Annotated in this window: 12 protein-coding genes and 2 pseudogenes; 4 read left to right on the top strand and 10 right to left on the bottom strand. The window is 70.2% G+C overall.

Going from position 1 to position 16,931, the window contains the following annotated elements:
- The first annotated feature begins 137 nt into the window (after nucleotides 1–137).
- Nucleotides 138–1,037, top strand: coding sequence for a TorF family putative porin (locus tag EZH22_RS03090; RefSeq protein ID WP_203194319.1), 900 nt, complete (start codon nucleotides 138–140; stop codon nucleotides 1,035–1,037).
- A gap of 452 nt (nucleotides 1,038–1,489) precedes the next feature.
- On the opposite strand, the gene radC is transcribed toward EZH22_RS03090, so the two are convergent.
- Both radC and map read right to left on the bottom strand, forming a co-directional pair.
- Nucleotides 1,490–2,194: a RadC family protein gene (radC, locus tag EZH22_RS03085; RefSeq protein ID WP_203194318.1), complete on the bottom strand. Its 705-nt coding sequence runs from the start codon at nucleotides 2,192–2,194 to the stop codon at nucleotides 1,490–1,492.
- 17 nt (nucleotides 2,195–2,211) lie between these two features.
- Entirely contained in the window at nucleotides 2,212–3,051 is an 840-nt protein-coding gene (gene map / locus EZH22_RS03080; RefSeq protein WP_203194317.1) for a type I methionyl aminopeptidase, read from the bottom strand.
- A 200-nt stretch (nucleotides 3,052–3,251) separates the two neighbouring features.
- Between map and mutL the strand changes: the two are divergent.
- Nucleotides 3,252–5,128: pseudogene (gene mutL / locus EZH22_RS03075) on the top strand (DNA mismatch repair endonuclease MutL).
- A 54-nt stretch (nucleotides 5,129–5,182) separates the two neighbouring features.
- On the opposite strand, the pseudogene EZH22_RS03070 reads toward mutL, so the two are convergent.
- The 7 genes and pseudogenes from EZH22_RS03070 to tkt all read right to left on the bottom strand — a co-directional run bounded on the left by EZH22_RS03070 (nucleotide 5,183) and on the right by tkt (nucleotide 13,806).
- A pseudogene (locus EZH22_RS03070) lies at nucleotides 5,183–5,943 on the bottom strand (inositol monophosphatase family protein).
- 240 nt (nucleotides 5,944–6,183) lie between these two features.
- Nucleotides 6,184–7,368, bottom strand: a complete 1,185-nt coding sequence (locus tag EZH22_RS03065) for a tetratricopeptide repeat protein (RefSeq protein ID WP_203194316.1) — start codon at nucleotides 7,366–7,368, stop codon at nucleotides 6,184–6,186.
- On the bottom strand, nucleotides 7,365–7,988 hold the full coding sequence (locus EZH22_RS03060; protein ID WP_203194315.1) for a thiamine phosphate synthase: 624 nt from the start codon (nucleotides 7,986–7,988) through the stop codon (nucleotides 7,365–7,367). Before EZH22_RS03060 ends, EZH22_RS03065 begins: the two co-directional genes overlap by 4 nt.
- A 219-nt stretch (nucleotides 7,989–8,207) precedes the next feature.
- On the bottom strand, nucleotides 8,208–9,227 hold the full coding sequence (locus tag EZH22_RS03055) for a class I fructose-bisphosphate aldolase (protein WP_203194314.1): 1,020 nt from the start codon (nucleotides 9,225–9,227) through the stop codon (nucleotides 8,208–8,210).
- 232 nt (nucleotides 9,228–9,459) lie between these two features.
- Nucleotides 9,460–10,650, bottom strand: a complete 1,191-nt coding sequence (locus tag EZH22_RS03050) for a phosphoglycerate kinase (protein WP_203194313.1) — start codon at nucleotides 10,648–10,650, stop codon at nucleotides 9,460–9,462.
- Nucleotides 10,651–10,672: 22 nt separating this feature from the next.
- A complete protein-coding gene (gene gap / locus EZH22_RS03045) occupies nucleotides 10,673–11,680 on the bottom strand; it encodes a type I glyceraldehyde-3-phosphate dehydrogenase (RefSeq protein WP_203194312.1) in 1,008 nt (335 codons plus the stop codon).
- A gap of 134 nt (nucleotides 11,681–11,814) precedes the next feature.
- The gene (gene tkt / locus EZH22_RS03040) at nucleotides 11,815–13,806 is read right to left on the bottom strand and encodes a transketolase (protein ID WP_203194311.1); all 1,992 of its coding nucleotides are present in this window, start codon (nucleotides 13,804–13,806) and stop codon (nucleotides 11,815–11,817) included.
- A 333-nt stretch (nucleotides 13,807–14,139) separates the two neighbouring features.
- Between tkt and EZH22_RS03035 the strand changes: the two genes are divergently transcribed.
- Entirely contained in the window at nucleotides 14,140–14,445 is a 306-nt protein-coding gene (locus EZH22_RS03035; protein WP_203194310.1) for a DUF4164 domain-containing protein, read from the top strand.
- A gap of 4 nt (nucleotides 14,446–14,449) precedes the next feature.
- A complete protein-coding gene (locus tag EZH22_RS03030) occupies nucleotides 14,450–14,833 on the top strand; it encodes a cell division protein ZapA (protein WP_203194309.1) in 384 nt (127 codons plus the stop codon).
- Nucleotides 14,834–14,985: 152 nt separating this feature from the next.
- Here EZH22_RS03030 and ftsH read toward each other — a convergent pair whose 3' ends face one another.
- Nucleotides 14,986–16,908 carry an ATP-dependent zinc metalloprotease FtsH gene (ftsH, locus tag EZH22_RS03025; protein WP_203194308.1) on the bottom strand — a complete coding sequence of 641 codons (1,923 nt, stop codon included), beginning with the start codon at nucleotides 16,906–16,908 and terminating at the stop codon, nucleotides 14,986–14,988.
- Between the last annotated feature and the right edge of the window lie 23 nt (nucleotides 16,909–16,931).

Raw genomic sequence — 16,931 nt, 5'->3', positions numbered from 1 at the left:
GTTGCATCGATGCAACACAAGAATCGAGCATCCATGCGGCTTTGCCTATTATGGCGCCATCCTGTGCCTGATTTTTCCTAATGGACAGAAGCCGGGGACGTGATTTTTATGGCTCTAAATCGCTGCGGGGTAACGTTATGAAGAAGATTGCAGTCGTCGCCGCCTCCATGCTCCTGGCCGGAGCCGCCTCGGCCGCCGACATGAGCCAGCCGTTGCCGGTCAAGGCGGCGCCTGCTCCGGAAGCGCCGTTGTGGGACGTGGCCTTTGGCGTGACCGCCACGACCGACTACCTGTTCCGCGGCATCAGCCAGACCAACAACAACCCCGCCATCCAGGGCTATGCCGAGCTCCAGCTCTTCGACTGGATCTATTTCAACGTGTGGGCGTCCAACCAGAACTGGGTGAACACCACCATCAACGGCCTCGGCTACTCGGACGGCAACAGCTCGCTTGAAGTCGACTTCGCGGCCGGCCTGCGCCACACCTGGGGCAGCTTCACCGCCGACGTCGGCGCGGTCTACTACACCTATCCCGGCAGCAGCTCGACCTACAATCCGCTCCTGGCGCCCCCGGTCGGCCCCGGCTCGACCGACTTCAACTACTGGGAAATCTACTTCAAGCCCACCTACGTGGTCGCGCCCTGGCTGACGCTCGGCGCCAACCTGTACTGGACCAGCGATTTCGCCTCCACCGGCACGGACGGCACGGCCCTCTCGGTGACCGCGAAGGTTCCGCTCCCGTCCTTCGGCAGCGGCGGCGAGTTCGGCTGGTACGCTTCGGGCGAGTTCGGCCATCAGTGGCTGTCCACCAGCGCCTACAACTACACCGTGGGCCCCTTCATCCAGGAAATCCCCGGCTACAACTGGTGGAACGTGGGCGTCGCCTTCACCTACAAGGCCGCCACGCTTGACCTGCGCTACTCCGGCACCGACCTCGACGGTTTCGACTGCGGGTTCATGATCAGCAACACCAATTCCTGCGGCAACAAGTTCCTCGCTTCGCTGTCGTTCGCCACGTCGTTCAACGCTCTGAAGTGAGCTGAGACAGCATCCCTGACGCAAGAAGGCGCCGCGCACTCGCGCGGCGCCTTTTTTGTGCGCCCTTTTTTATGCGCGCGGAGGGGGGCGAAGCGACTGCGCCGCTGCGATACAGGGGCGCGGTTCCAAGGCCTGGCGCCACCCGCGCCGTGCCTTCGCGCCGCGCCGGCCCGGGTCGTTCCCGATCTCCGCGCAGGCCGTCCCGCGGATCACCGTCCCTCGGATCGCCGTCGCCGGGACGCCGCCGTCGGGGGGCGGGGCATCTCGGGGGCAGAGGGTCTCTTGGGCAAAAAGATCCTCTTGGGCGAAGGGTCCTCTTGGGCAGAGGTCTCGGGCCGCGGAGGCGGCCGGCTGGCGCCCCCGGCCGGGCAGGCTTCGCCCGCCATCGCGTTCCGTCAGGCTTGGGAGGCGGCTTGGGAAGGCGGGCTTTGGCGGGTCGTCCAGGCGTCCCGTCAGATCAGCCGCAGCCCCTTCAGGCTGGCATGGCCGTCCTTGCCGACGATGATATGGTCATGCACCTCGATGCCGAGGGGCTTGGCCACCTCGATGATGCGGCGGGTCATGTCGATGTCCGCGCGCGACGGGGTCGGGTCGCCGGACGGGTGATTGTGGCACAGGATAAGGGCGGAGGCGGACACCTCCAGCGCCCGCTTCACCACCTCGCGCGGATAGACCGGGGCGTGGTCCACCGTGCCGGTCTGCAGCACCTCGTCGGCGATGAGCTGGTTGCGCTTGTCGAGGAACAGCACGCGCACCTGCTCGCGTTCCGCATAGGCCATGGCGGTGCGGCAATAGTCGATGACCGCGCTCCAGGAGGACAGCGCCGGGCGGCGCTTCACCTGCCCGCGGGCGAGGCGCTGCGCCGCCGCCTCCACCACCTTCAGCTCGGTGATGATGGCGTCCTTCACCCCGGGAATTTCCGCCAGCAGCGGAACCGGCGCCGCCACCACCTCGGCGAAGGAGCCGAATCGGTCCACCAGCGCCTTGGCCAGGGGCTTCACGTCCCGCCGGGGCACGGCGCGGAACAGCACCAGCTCCAGCAGTTCGTAGTCGGCAAGCGCTAGCGCCCCCGCCTCGCGGAAGCGCGCCCTCAGCCGGTCGCGGTGCCCGTGGAAATGGGGCGCCTCCTTGAAGCCGTCGTCCGGCGCATCGGCCATGGCTTCTTCCAGGATCCTCAGGCAGCGACGTGCGGCGCGACGTAGGGCGGCTTGTGATAGCCCTTGGGGCTGAGGGTGAAGATCTCCACGCCGGTCTCGGTCACGCCCACCGCATGCTCGAACTGGGCGGAGAGGGAGCGGTCGCGCGTCACCGCGGTCCAGCCATCGGACAGCACCTTCACGTGCGGGCGGCCGAGATTGATCATCGGCTCCACGGTGAAGATCATGCCCGGCATCAGCTTCGGGCCTTCGCCGCGGCGGCCCACATGCACGATGTTCGGCTCGTCGTGGAACACCTGGCCGACGCCGTGGCCGCAGAAATCGCGCACCACGCTCATGTGCTGCGGCTCCACGAAATCCTGGATCGCCGCGCCGATGTCGCCCACGTGGCCGCCGGGCCGGATGGCGGCGATGCCCCGCATCATGGCCTCGTAGGTCACTTCCAGCAGCCGCTCGGCCCGCCGCGGCACCGGGCCGACGGGATACATGCGGCTCGAATCGCCGTACCAGCCGTCCAGCACCAGGGTCACGTCCACGTTGACGATGTCGCCCTCGCGCAGCGGCCGCACATTGGGCATGCCGTGGCACACCACGTGGTTGACCGAGGTGCAGACCGAATAGCGGTAGCCGCGATACATGAGCGTCGCCGGATAGGCGCCGTGATCCATGGCGAAGTCGAAGATGAGCTTGTCGATGGCGGCGGTGGTGACGCCCGGAGCCACCATCTCGGCCACGGCGTCGAGCGCCTTCGCCGTGAGCGCGCCGGCCCGGCGCATGCCTTCGAAGCCTTCGCGCCCGTAGAGCTTGATATGGCCGGTCTTGCGCAGCGGCGCCAGGGCCGCCTCCACATACGTCATGACGTCACCCTGTGGACGGCTGATCGGCACCGCCCGTGCGAGATATCTCCAGAGGAAAGATTTAGGCCAAGCTGTCGGCAAAGCAAGCGTGGCGGGCGTGTGCCGGGGATTTCGGCCCGTTGTGCGTGCCGCGGGGGCATCGGTTTCCGTCCGGGCGCTTCGCCCTTTAAGATCGCGCACCGCGAATCCGAAGAGCCGCCATGTCCGCCCGCCGTCCGCCCATCCGCCGCCTGCCGCCCGTCCTCATCGACCGCATCGCCGCCGGCGAAGTGGTGGAGCGGCCGGCCGCCGTGGTGAAGGAACTGGTGGAAAACGCCCTCGATGCCGGCGCCCGCGCCGTCGAGGTGGTGATCGGCGGCGGCGGCCGGCGCCTGGTGCGCGTCACCGACGACGGCGCCGGCATGGGGCCGGACGACCTGGCCCTGTGCGTGGAGCGCCACGCCACCTCCAAGCTCTCCGGCGAGGATCTCCTCGCCATCGCCACCCTGGGCTTCCGGGGCGAGGCGCTGCCCTCCATCGGCGCGGTGGCGCACCTCGCCATCGCCAGCCGCCCGCCGGGCGCGGCGCATGCCTTCGAGGTCAGGGTGGACGGCGGGGTGGTGACGCCGCCGCGCCCGGCCGCCCTCGCTGGCGGCACGCGGGTGGAGGTGCGCGACCTGTTCTACGCCACCCCGCGCGGCTGAAGTTCCTGAAGTCGGACCGGGCCGAGGGAGCGGCCGCCACCGACGTGGTGCGCCGCCTCGCCCTGGCGCGGCCGGACGTGGCGTTCACCCTCGTCACCGAGGACCGGGCCGCGGTCACCTTCCCGCCGCGCGCCGCCGACGCCGCCGGCCGCGCCGCCCGTCTCGCGGACGTGCTGGGCGTCGATGCCGGGCGCAATGTCATCACCGTCTTCGGCACCCGCGGCGGCGTGGTGCTGGAGGGGCTCGCGGGGCTGCCCACCTTTTCCAAGGCCAATTCGCTCAGCCAGTTCCTGTTCGTGAACGGCCGCCCGGTGCGCGACAAGCTGCTGATGGGCGCGGTGCGGGCCGCCTATGCGGACCTCCTGCCCTCCGACCGCTATCCGGTGCTGGCCCTATTCTTCTCGCTCGATCCGCGCGAGGTGGACGTGAACGTGCATCCGGCCAAGACCGAGGTGCGCTTCCGCGACGGCGGCAACGTCCGGGCGCTGGTGGTGCGCACCCTGAGCGATGCGCTGGCCGCGCGCCTGCCGTCCACCGCCGCCACCATGGCCGACCGGCTGGTGGCGCTCGCCCGCGCGCCGGAGCTGGAGGGGCCGCGCACCGGCTTTGCCCCGGTCCCGGCCCGGCCCTCGCCGTTCGCGGTGCGGCCGCAGGCTTCCCTCGACTATGACTGGCGCGGCTCCGCCGCCCGCCCCCTGGAGCCGGGGCGCTTTGACGCCGGCCTCGCCGAGGACGGGCAGGCCGACCTCGGCATCGGCGCGCCCTCGGCCGATGCCCGCGCCGATACGGCGCCGGTGGCGCCGGGCGACCTCGACCGTCCGCTCGGCGCCGCGCGGGCGCAGCTGCACGAGACCTATATCGTCGCCCAGACGCGGGAGGGGCTGGTGCTGGTGGACCAGCACGCCGCCCATGAGCGGCTCGTCTACGAGAAGCTGAAGGCGGCGCTGGCGCGGGACGGCGTCGGCCGGCAGGGCCTGCTCATCCCCGCCGTGGTGGACCTCGACCCGGCGGACGCCGACCGCCTCGCCGAGCGCGCATCCGACCTTGCGGCGCTGGGGCTGGTGCTGGAGCCGTTCGGCCCCGGCGCGGTGCTGGTGCGCGAGGTGCCGGCGCTGCTGAAGGATGCCGACGTCTCCCGGCTCGTCGCCGACCTCGCCGAGCATGCGGCGGAGTGGGACGATGCGCTGCCCCTGGAGCGCCGGCTGCTGCACGTGGCCGCCACCATGGCCTGCCACGGCTCGGTGCGCGCCGGGCGGCGGCTCCGGGTCGAGGAGATGAACGCCCTGCTGCGCGAGATGGAGGCCACCCCCAATGCCGGGGAGTGCAACCACGGCCGGCCCACCTTCGTCACCCTGTCGCTGAAGGACGTGGAGAAGCTGTTCGCGCGGCGGTGAGTGCGGGGGGGGGTGAGCGCGGGGTCGTTCGGGGCTGGCGGCGGCCGAAAGGCCTCAGGCCGCCTTCAGCAGCTTCTGCAGGTCGCGGTGGATCATCTCGTTGCCGGCGATGATGTGGCCCTTCTCCAGCATCTTGTCACCGTTCTCCATGTCGGAGACGAAGCCGCCCGCCTCGCGCACCAGGATGATGCCCGCCGCCATGTCCCAGGGCGACAGGTTGCGCTCCCAGAAGGCGTCGAAGCGGCCGGCGGCCACCCAGGCGAGGTCGATGGCGGCGGATCCCGTGCGGCGCAGGCCGGAGACCTGGGGCTGCACCTTCTCCAGCTCGCGGTTGAACTGGCCATGGTTGCCCCGGCCCATGTGCGGCAGGCCGCAGCAGACCACGCTGTCGGCGAGCTTCTTGCGGGCGGCCACGCGCAGGCGCCGATCGTTGAGGTAGGCCCCTGTCCGCTCTCGGCCACGTAGAGCTCGTCCATGACCGGATTGAAGATCACCCCCGCCACCGGCACGCCGTTGCGCACCAGCGCCAGCGAGATGGAGAACAGCGGGATGCCGTGCAGGAAATTGGTGGTGCCGTCCAAAGGGTCCACCACCCAGGTGTTGGCCGGGTCCGAGCCGTCCACGCCGCCGCGCTCCTCCATGAGGAAGCCGTAGGCGGGCCGCGCCTTGGACAGCTCGGCGAACAGGGTGTCCTCCGACTTGCGGTCGGCGGCGGAAACGAAGTCGCCGGGCCCCTTCATGGAGACCTGCAGCTGCTCCACCTCGCCGAAGTCGCGGGTGAGCGCGCGGCCGGCCTTGCGGACGGCCTGGACCATGACGGTGATGAGGGGAGAGCGGATCATCAGGAAACCTTGGAAGACAATGCCCTTCGGGCGAGAACGGGCGGGCAGGGACGTGTGCCCCCCAAGCGTGTCGCCGTCAAGGCGGTTCCGGCCAGCGGGACGGAAGTCTCAGGGGCGTCCCGCTTCCCAGCGGGACGGGAGTCTCAGGAGCGTCCCCCTTCCCAGCGGGACGGGAGTCTCAGGAGCGTCCCGCTTCCCAGCGGGACGGGCGTCTCAAGAGCGTCCCGCTTCCCAGCGGGACGCCTGGACCTCCGCCTTCTTGCGGTCGGCCTGAGGCAGCTTTTCCATCACGTCGTCGAGCATGGGATCGCCGAGCCCGCGCTTCTTGGCGAGAAGATGCCAGGCCACCGCCATCACCTTGTCCTGCTGCACGCCGCGCCCCACCGCCAGCAGGCGCGCATAGCGGTTCTGCGCGATGACGTTGCCGCCGAGGGCCGCCTTGCGGAACAAGGTGGCGGCGGCCACCTCGTCCTTCGGCACGCCCACGCCGTTGAACTGCATGATCGCGAATTCCACCTGCGCGGTGATGTGGCCGAGCCGCGCCGCCGTGGCCATGAGCCGGGCGGCGGCGGGAAGGTCGCGGTCCACGCCGTTGCCCTCCTTCAGCAGCACGGCGAGGGCATACTGGGCATCCTCCACGTCCTTGGAGGCCGCGAGCTCGAACCACCGCGCCGCCTCAGAGGTCTCCCGGGGCAGCTTGCGGCCCTGCAGGTAGAGCAGGCCGAGATTGTAGGCGGCCGGGCCGTGGCCCTTCTCCGCCGCCTGCCGGAACAGCTTGGCCGCCGCCACCTCGTCGGCGGGGCCGACGTCGCCCGAGAGGGTCATCAGGGCGATGGCGAAGACGGCGGCGGTGGAGCCGGCGTCGGCCGCCTTGCGATACCATTCGAGCGCCGTCTTGCGATTGAGAGGCACGCCGTAGCCGGCGAAATAGAGCTCGCCGAGAAGCGTCATGGCGGCCGGGTCGGTGCCGGCGCGCACCCGCTTCATCGCCTCCTCGTAGGCGGTGAGATAATAGCCGCGCTGGTAGGCGCCGAAGGCGATGTCGGCCCCTTCCGCCGGCGGCGCCACGGGTGCCGGCTTGCCATCGGCCGGTTTGGCCGGCGGCTTGCCGGCGGAGGGCCGTGCCGGAGCCGGCTTGGTTGGGGCCGGCTTGGTTGGGGCCGGCTTTGTTGCGGCGGGTTTGGCGGGGGCTGGCTTGGCCGGGACAGGGGTGGCCGGGGTGGGGGAGGCCGAAGGGGATCTGGGCGCGGCGGGCTGTGCCGGCGCCTCCGCCTGCGCCCCGGCCGGCGCGACCGAGGCGGGCACGGCGCAGGCCAGCGCGATGGCGCAGGCGAGGACGTGCCGTGCCGGCCGCACGGGGGCGGCGGTCCGCCGTGCCGCGCCGCGGCCCTGCCTCATGACGTCGAGCCCGGCGATGCCAGCCGTGCCTGCGCGGCCGCGACCGCGTCGGGGCCGGTGACCGTGAGGCTTTCGGTGAGCAGCACGAAGTCCGCGCCTGCGCCGGCGAGCGCTGCCACCTCGTCGAGGGAGGAGGCGACACCGACGCAGGGCACCTCGAACATCTCCGCCCACCAGGCAACGAGATCGAGGGTGTCGGGAAAGTCGCCGGCGGCCGGCGCGAGGGCGCCGAACAGCACGTAGTCGGCGCCGCTTTCCCCGGCCTCCATGGCATCGTGGCGGGTGGAAAGCCCGCCGGCGCCGACGATGGCCTCCGGCTTCAGCGCCTTGAGCGCGGCGGGAAGGCCGGCGGGCGCGGACACATGCGCGCCGTCGAGGCCGCCGGACGCGACCAGCCGCTCCGGCCCCTCGAGCAGGGCCGCCGCGTCGTGGCGCTGGATCGCGTCGACCACTGCGCCGAGATGCGCGGGCGGGACGGCGGCGGCCTCAGGCAGGCGCAGCACCACCGCCGCGACGTCCCCCGCCTTCACCGCCGCCTCCACGGCCGCGGCGCCGAGGTCGGGGGAAATGGTGAAGGCGAGCATGAGGCGCGCGCCGGGAGCGGGGTGGGGTGCGGTCATGAGGGGATCGGTCAACCAAGAACCCGGCAAATTGGGGGCGCGGCGAGGGCATCCGGTGCTTTCCGCCGCCACGGGCGATGCACTGGGCGGTGCGAGGCGGCCCCGGCAGCCGGCGCAGGTCGGCCGCGGGGCTTTCCCGCCATGGCCGGCGCGTCGCCGCGGGACCCATGCGAAAAGGGCCGGCATGCGCCGGCCCCGGTTCGTGACGCGGGACGGCGCTCAGGCCGCCTTGCGCTCCGCGTCCGTCGACCACTGGCCGAGGGCGGCGAGGGAGTTCATGTGCGCGCGGTGGGTGAAGGCGGCCTGCGCCGCGGCCACGTTCTCCGCCTTGCCCGACCACGCCTTCTGCGGCGCCGCCTGGAGGGCGCGGCCGTAGGAATAGGTGAGCTTCCACGGCAGGTCGCCGAGCTTCACCATGGCGTCGAGGTGGGCGGTGGCCTCCTCGTCCGACTGGCCGCCGGACAGGAAGGCGATGCCGGGCACCACCGACGGCACGCAGGTTTTCAGCAGGCGCACGGTCTTCTCCGCCACCTCGTCCACCGACGCCTTCTTCGCGGACTTCTTGCCGGGCACCACCATGTTGGGCTTCAGCACCATGCCCTCGTGGCGGACGCGCTGGTAGTACAGCTCCTCGAACACGGTCTTCAGCACCCACTCGGTGACCCGGTAGCAGGTGTCGATGTCGTGGTCGCCGTCCATGAGCACTTCCGGCTCGACGATGGGGACGATCTTCGCCTCCTGGCACAGGGCGGCGTAGCGGGCGAGCGCATGGGCGTTGGCGCGCACGGCCGGGTAGGAGGGAATGCCGGCGCCGATGTCGATGACCCCGCGCCACTTCGCGAAGCGGGCGCCGAGGTCGTAATATTCCTTGAGGCGACCGGCGAGACCGTCGAGGCCCTCGGTGATGGTTTCGCCCGGGCAGAAGGGCAGGGGCTTGGCGCCGGTGTCCACCTTGATGCCGGGTACCGCGCCGGCGGCCTGGATGAGGCTGACGAGCGGGGTGCCGTCCTTGGCCTTCTGGCGAATGGTCTCATCATAGAGGATCACGCCGGAAACGTACTTCTTCATGCCTTCCGAGCGGAACAGCAGCTCGCGATAGTCGCGGCGGTTGTCCTCGGTGGATTCGACGCCGATGCTGTCGAACCGCTTCTTGATGGTGCTGGTGCTCTCGTCTGCCGCCAGGATGCCCTTGCCGTCGGCCACCATTTTCTGCGCGATCGCGTCGAGCTCAGCCGTCATGTGTCTTCACCTGCCTTTTGCCGCCCCTCGGCGGGAGTGGAAACCGGGGCGTGGCACCCCGGCCGGATCCCCGAAGCGTTTTCCCGCCAAGCGGGAACCCGCCTTCGCGTGAAGAAACGCCTCAACGCAACACTCGCACCGCGGACCTTCCGCAAGGGGGCGCGGCTCGAAAGCGCCCGCCGCGGCGGGCCGGGCGGGCGCTCGTTTCACCATTATATCACGCAACGCACACTTATCGCCGCAGCGCTTCCACGCCCGGCAGGGCCTTGCCTTCCAGCCATTCGAGGAAGGCGCCGCCGGCCGTGGAGACGTAGGAGAAATCCTCCGCCACCCCGGCATGGTTGAGCGCGGCCACCGTGTCGCCGCCGCCCGCCACCGAGAGCACGCGGCCCTCGCGGGTCAGCTTGCCCACGTAGCGGGCCACCGTTACGGTGGCGGCATCGAACGGCGCCATCTCGAAGGCGCCGAACGGGCCGTTCCACACCACGGTCTTCGCGCCGTCGAGCTTCTCCTCGACGCGGGCGACCGTCTGCGGCCCCGCGTCGAGCATCATCTCGTTTTCGCCCACGTCGTCCACGCCGGCGACCCGATGCGGGGCGTTGGCGCGGAATTCGCTGGCGAGCACCGCGTCCACGGGCAGGACGATCTCGCAGCCGGCGGCTTCCGCCTTCTTCAGGATGTCCCGCGCCGTATCGGCGAGGTCGTGCTCGCACAGGGACTTGCCCACCTTCTTGCCCTGGGCGGCGAGGAAGGTGTTGGCCATGCCGCCGGCGATCACCAGCACGTCCACCTTGCGCACGAGATTGCCGAGCAGCTCGAGCTTGGTGGACACCTTGGAGCCGCCGACCACGGCGAGGACGGGACGCGCGGGGGCCTCCAGGGCCTTGGTGAGCGCCTCGATCTCGCCTTCCATGGAGCGGCCGGCATAGGCCGGCAGCTTGTGCGCGAGGCCTTCGGTGGAGGCGTGGCTGCGATGGGCGGTGGAGAAGCTGTCGTTCACGTAGATGTCGCCGAGGCTCGCGAGGGCATCGACGAAATCCGGCGCGTTCTTCTCCTCGCCCGCGTGGAAGCGGGTGTTCTCCAGAACGATCACCTCGCCGGCGGCGAGGCGGGAGACGGCGTTCTGCGCCGCATCCCCCACGCAGTCCTCGGCGAAGGACACCTTCCGCCCGAGCTGGGCTTCCAGCGCCTTCGCCAGCGGCGCGAGGGACTGGCTGGCGTCGCGGCCCTTGGGCCGCCCGAAGTGCGAGAGGAGCACGGCCTTGCCGCCCTGGTCCGTGATGGCACGGATGGTGGGCAGGATGGCCCGGAGGCGGGTGTCGTCGGTGACGCGCCCGCTCTCCATGGGAACGTTGAGATCAACGCGGACGAGGACCCGCTTGTGGGCGAGGTCGGCGTCGTCGAGGGTGCGGAAGGCGATCATGATGGCGCCCCCTTTCCGCCGGCTAGCCCAGCTTCCCCATGGCGACGGCGGTGTCGCTCATGCGGTTCGAGAAGCCCCACTCGTTATCGTACCACGACAGCACGCGCACCAGCGTGCCTTCCAGGACCTTGGTCTGGTCGAGATGGAAGGTGGAGGAGTGCGGATCGTGGTTGAAGTCGATGGAGACGTTGGGCTGGTCGGTGGTGCCGAGGATGCCCTTCAGCTCCTGGGACGCGGCCGCGATGATGGCGGCGTTGATCTCGTCCCTGGTGGTGGCGCGCCTGGCGATGAACTTGAAGTCCACCACCGAGACGTTGGGGGTCGGCACGCGGATGGAGGTGCCGTCCAGCTTGCCGTTGAGCTCCGGCAGCACCAGGCCCACCGCCTTGGCGGCGCCGGTGGACGTGGGGATCATGGACATGGCCGCCGCGCGCCCGCGGTAGAGGTCCTTGTGCATGGTGTCCAGCGTCGGCTGGTCGCCGGTATAGGCGTGGATGGTGGTCATGAAGCCCTTCTCGATGCCCACCGCATCGTTGAGGACCTTGGCCACCGGGGCGAGGCAGTTGGTGGTGCAGGAGGCGTTGGAGACCACGAAGTGCTCAGGCGAAAGCTTCTCGTGGTTCACGCCGTAGACCACGGTGAGGTCGGCGCCGTCGGCCGGGGCCGAGACCAGCACGCGCCTGGCGCCGGCGGCGAGGTGCGCCGCTGCCTTGTCGCGCGCGGTGAAGATGCCGGTGCACTCGAGCGCGATGTCCACGCCCAGCTCCTTGTGGGGGAGCTGCGAGGGATCGCGCACGGCGGTGACCTTGATGGGGCCGCGGCCCACGTCGATGGTATCTCCGGCGACCTTGACCTCGCCGGGGAAGCGGCCGTGCACGCTGTCGAAGCGGAACAGGTGGGCGTTGGTCTCCACCGGGCCGAGGTCGTTGATCGCCACGACCTCGATGTCGGTCCGGCCGGATTCGATGATGGCGCGCAGAACGTTACGCCCGATGCGACCGAAGCCGTTGATGGCCACCTTGACGCTCATAATGGGTCCTCCATGAGCCGGCTTGAAGCCCGGCCTCCCTGAATTGCGATCCGCGGCCACGGGCTTATCCCGCAGCGCGGTCCTCTCGCGCCCGCCGTGCGCCGGTGATCATTCTCGATGATCACCATCGATGGTCATCCTTGCCGGAGAAGGTCGAGCGCCCTGGCTGCGACCGCATCCGGTGTAATGCCGAAATGGGTGAACAGATCCTTTGCTGGCGCGCTGGCGCCGAACGAGGTCATTCCCACGAAGGCGGCATCCGAACCGACGATGGCGTCCCACCCCATGCGGATGGCGGCTTCCACCGCCACCTTGGCCGGAGCGTCCCCGATCACCTTGGCCCGCTCTGCGGCGGGCCTTGCGAGGAAGAGTTCGAACGAGGGGATGGAGACGACGCGGGTGGGCACACCCTTCGCCTCCAGAATCCTGGCGGCTTCAACCGCCGTGGACACTTCCGACCCGGTGGCGAACAGGCTGGCCTGCGCCTTGGCCGAGGCGGCGAGGATTTCATAGGCGCCGCCCGCCGAGCGGTTCTCGGCGGTGGCGTCGGTACGCAGGAGTGGCAGGTTCTGCCGCGACAGGATGAGGGCCGAGGGCCGGTCCTGCGAGTGTAGCGCAATCTGCCAGGCTTCCGCCGTCTCCACCGTGTCGCAGGGGCGCAGCACGAGCAGGTTCGGGATGGCGCGCAGGGCCGCCAGGTGCTCCACCGGCTGGTGGGTGGGCCCGTCCTCGCCGAGGCCGATGGAATCGTGGGTGAGCACGTGGATCACCCGCTCGCCCATCAGCGCCGCGAGGCGGATGGCGGGGCGGCAATAGTCCGAGAACACCAGGAAGCCGCCGGAGAAGGGCACGAGGCCCTTGTGCAGGGCCATGCCGTTCATGGCCGCGGCCATGCCGTGCTCGCGCACGCCGTAATGCACGAAGGTGCCGGAAAAGTCGTCCGGCGTGACGGACTTCGCGCCCTTCGCCTTGGTGTTGTTGGAGCCGGTGAGGTCGGCCGAGCCGCCGATCATCTCCGGCACCGCCGGGGTGATGAAATCGAGCACCAGCTCGGAGGACTTGCGGGTGGCGATGGCGCCGCCGTCCTTCACCGCCTTCTCCTTGACCGCGACGATGGCACCTTCCAGCGCCTCAGGCAGCGTGCCGGCGACGCGGCGGTCGAATTCGGCGCGGGCCTCGGCGGGCAGCGCCGCGAGGCGGCTTTCCCAGGCGGTGCGGGCGGCGGCGCCCGCGGCACCGGCGGCGCTCCAGCCGGCGCGCACGTCGTCGGGGATCTCGAAGGCCGGCGCCTCCCAGCCCAGCGCCACGCGGGTGGCGGCGATCTCCTCGGCACCCAGCGGCGAGCCGTGCACCTTCTCCGATCCCGCCTTCTTGGGCGAGCCGAAGCCGATGGTGGTGCGGCAGGCGATCAGGGTCGGCCGGTCGGAGGCCTTGGCCGCTTCCAGCGCCGCGAGGATGGCCTCGGGGTCATGGCCGTCGATGCGGGTGGTGGCCCAGCCGGAGGCGGAAAAGCGCGCCAGCTGGTCGGTGGAGCCCGACAGGGAGGTGGGGCCGTCGATGGAGATGTGGTTGTCGTCCCACATGACGATGAGCTTCGCGAGCTTCAGGTGGCCGGCGAGGTCCGCCGCCTCCTGGCTGATGCCTTCCATGAGGTCGCCGTCGGAGCACAGCACGAAGGTATGGTGGTCCACCACCTCCTTGCCGAAGCGCGCGGCCAGCGCCCGCTCGGCCATGGCCATGCCCACGGCGGTGGCGATGCCCTGGCCCAGCGGGCCGGTGGTGGTCTCGATGCCCTCGGTGACGAAGTTCTCGGGGTGGCCGGGGGTGAGGGAGCCGAGCTTGCGGAAGCGCTTGATCTCCTCGATGGTCACTTTCTCGTAGCCGGCGAGGTGCAGCACCGAATAAAGCAGCATGGAGCCGTGGCCGGCGGAGAGCACGAAGCGGTCGCGGTCGGGCCAGAACGGGCGGGACGGATCGTACTTCAGGACCTTGGTGAACAGCACCGTGGCGATGTCAGCAGCACCCATGGGCAGGCCGGGATGCCCGCTGTTGGCGGCTTCCACGGCGTCCATCGCGAGAAACCGGATGGCGTTGGCCATGCGGTCATGGCTCGTGCGGCTCAGCATGAAATCAGTTTCTCCGGCGCCTGCACCGGCCTCTCTCGCCCCGCACGGGACAGTCCCGGGCGGTGGCAGGTCCAGCCATTGGCGGGGGCCTTGATACCAAGGCTCATGGGGCTGTCAAACCTGCCTCTTCGCCGAAGGTCAAGCGGGATGGGGCGGCTCCGGGCGCGCCGCATCGTCGCGGCGTGCCCGGCGGCCTTGCGGTGCGGTAACCGCGGAGCTTCCTGCGGTGTGCGGCGTAACATCATGTGAACGGGCCGGGGCGCCCTTCGGGCTGCGGGCGGCAATGCGGCGGGGGGAGTGGCGCTTGGCGGCGACTCGGCTACACTGCCGCCAATGTATGCGCTGAAGCACCGCCCGCCCCTGCAGGACGCCTCCATCGAGGCGGCGACCCGGCGGCTGCATGCCGCGCTCGATTCCCTCACCGACATGATCGAGCGCCGCCGCGAGGCGGATCGCCACCAGGAAGCCCTGCTCGCCCAGCTCCACGCCCTCGGCAACGACCGGGCGCGGCTCGCGGCGGAGCTGGACGTGGCGAAGGCCGAGTCGGGCGAGGTGGAGGAGGTGGGCCGCGAGGTCATGCGCCGCCTCGACGTGGCCATGGGAACCATCCGCGACGTGCTCGCGACCCACGGCGGCTGAGCCGATGCCCCATGTCTCCGTCACCATCGCCGGGCGGCAGTACAGGATGGCCTGCGACGAGGGGCAGGAGGAGCACCTCATCCGCCTCGCCCACGATATCGACGGCCGGATCTCCCAGCTGCGCGTGGCGTTCGGCGAGATCGGCGACCAGCGCCTGGTGGTGATGGCGGCGATCACCATCGCCGACGAGTTGGCCGAGGCGCGAGGCCGCATCCGCGCGCTGGAGAGCGACATCGAGAGCCAGCGCGACGCCCGCGCCTCCGCCATCGCCCGCATCGAGGCGAGCGAGGAGGAGGTGGCGCGCACCATCGACCAGGTGGCCGAGCGCATCGAGCAGCTGGTGGCCCAGCTGGCGCCGAAGGAGCGCGGCACCGTCGGCATGGGCTGAGAGGCCCGGGCCGGGCGGGCCTTCCCTCGCGGCTATACCCATCCGCGCGGGGGGCCGCCGAAGCCCCGTTTTCCGCTCGGTTTTCCCCATCCGCCACCCGCAAAAGAAAATGCCCGCCGGAGCGGGCATTCTCGTTGTGAAGGGATATCGCGTCAGGCCTGCGGCTGCGGCTCGATGGAGCCGCCGGCGCCGCCGGGGCGGGGGCGCTTGGCGGTGGGGATGGCCGAGCCGCGCGGATTGGCCGGCTCGATCACGCTCTCCCGGTTCGGCGTCTTGCCGTCCAGGAGGTCGATGATCTCGTCGCCCGAGAGCGTCTCGTATTCGAGCAGCCCGCGCGCCAGCGTCTCGAGGCCCTCGAACTTCTCGGTGAGGATGCGCTTGGCCTCCACATAGCCCTCGTCCACCAGCCGCCGGACTTCCTTGTCGATGGTCTGGGCGGTGGCTTCCGAGACGTTCTGGTGGCGCTGCATGGACATGCCGAGGAACACGTCTTCGTTGTTCTCGCCATAGGCCACCTGGCCGAGCAGGTCGGAGAAGCCCCAGCGGGTCACCATCATCTTGGCGAGGCGGGTGGCCTGCTCGATGTCGGAGGCGGCGCCGGAGGTCACCTTGTCGTGGCCGAACACCAGTTCCTCGGCCACGCGTCCGCCCATCATGATGGCGAGGCGCGAGGTCATCTGCTCGTAGGACATGGAGAGCTTGTCCCGCTCGGGCAGCTGCATGACCATGCCCAGCGCGCGGCCGCGGGGGATGATGGTGGCCTTGTGCACCGGATCGGTGGCCGGGACGTTGAGGGCGACGATCGCATGCCCGCCTTCGTGATAGGCGGTCAGCATCTTTTCTTCCTCGGTCATGACCAGCGAGCGGCGTTCCGCGCCCATCATCACCTTGTCCTTGGCGTCCTCGAACTCGGCCATCGTCACCATGCGCTTGCCGCGCCGGGCCGCCATCAGCGCCGCCTCGTTGCAGAGGTTGGCGAGGTCCGCGCCGGAGAAGCCGGGGGTACCGCGGGCGATCACCTTCAGGTTCACGTCGGGGGCGACCGGGATCTTGCGGGCGTGCACCTTCAGGATCTGCTCGCGGCCGACCACGTCCGGGTTGGGCACGATGACCTGGCGGTCGAACCGGCCGGGGCGCAGCAGCGCCGGGTCGAGCACGTCGGGACGGTTGGTGGCGGCGATGAGGATGATGCCCTCGTTCGCCTCGAAGCCGTCCATCTCCACCAGCAGCTGGTTGAGGGTCTGCTCGCGCTCGTCATTGCCGCCGCCGAGGCCGGCGCCGCGATGACGGCCCACCGCGTCGATCTCGTCGATGAAGATGATGCACGGCGCATTCTTCTTCGCCTGCTCGAACATGTCGCGCACGCGGCTCGCGCCGACGCCCACGAACATCTCCACGAAGTCGGAGCCCGAGATGGTGAAGAAGGGCACGTTGGCCTCGCCGGCGATGGCGCGGGCGAGCAGCGTCTTGCCGGTGCCGGGCGGGCCGACCAGCAGCACGCCGCGCGGGATGCGGCCGCCGAGGCGCTGGAACTTCTGCGGGTCGCGCAGGAAGTCCACGATCTCGGTGAGGTCGCTCTTGGCCTCGTCGATGCCGGCCACGTCGTCGAAGGTGACGCGGCCATGCGCCTCAGTGAGCAGCTTGGCCCGGCTCTTGCCGAAGCCCATGGCCTTGCCGCCGGCACCCTGCATCTGGCGCGACAGGAAGATCCACACGCCGATCAGCGCCAGGAAGGGCAGCCAGGAGACGAGCAGGCTCACGAACCACGGCACGTTGTCCGATGGCGCGCGGGCAGTGATCTGCACGCCCTTGCCGTAGAGCCGCTGGACGAGGGAGGGATCGTTGGGCGCATAAGTCTGGAAGCTGCCGGAGCGATCGGAATAGGTGCCGGTGATGTTCGGCCCCTCGATCACGACCTCGCGCACCTTGCCGGCGTCCACGTCGGTCAGCAGCTGCGAGAAGGAGATCTCGTTCGCATTGGTGCGCTGCCCCGGGCTGTTGAACAGCGAGAACAGGGCCAGCAGCAGCAGGACGATGATCACCCAAAGGGCGAAATTGCGTAGATTGGCGTTCATTGAACCCTCGTGGGGACAGCCGG

It is taken from the genome of Xanthobacter dioxanivorans, assembly GCF_016807805.1.
In the GTDB taxonomy this organism is placed as follows: Bacteria; Pseudomonadota; Alphaproteobacteria; order Rhizobiales; family Xanthobacteraceae; genus Xanthobacter; species Xanthobacter dioxanivorans.
This window is presented reverse-complemented; position numbering and strand designations above follow the sequence as displayed.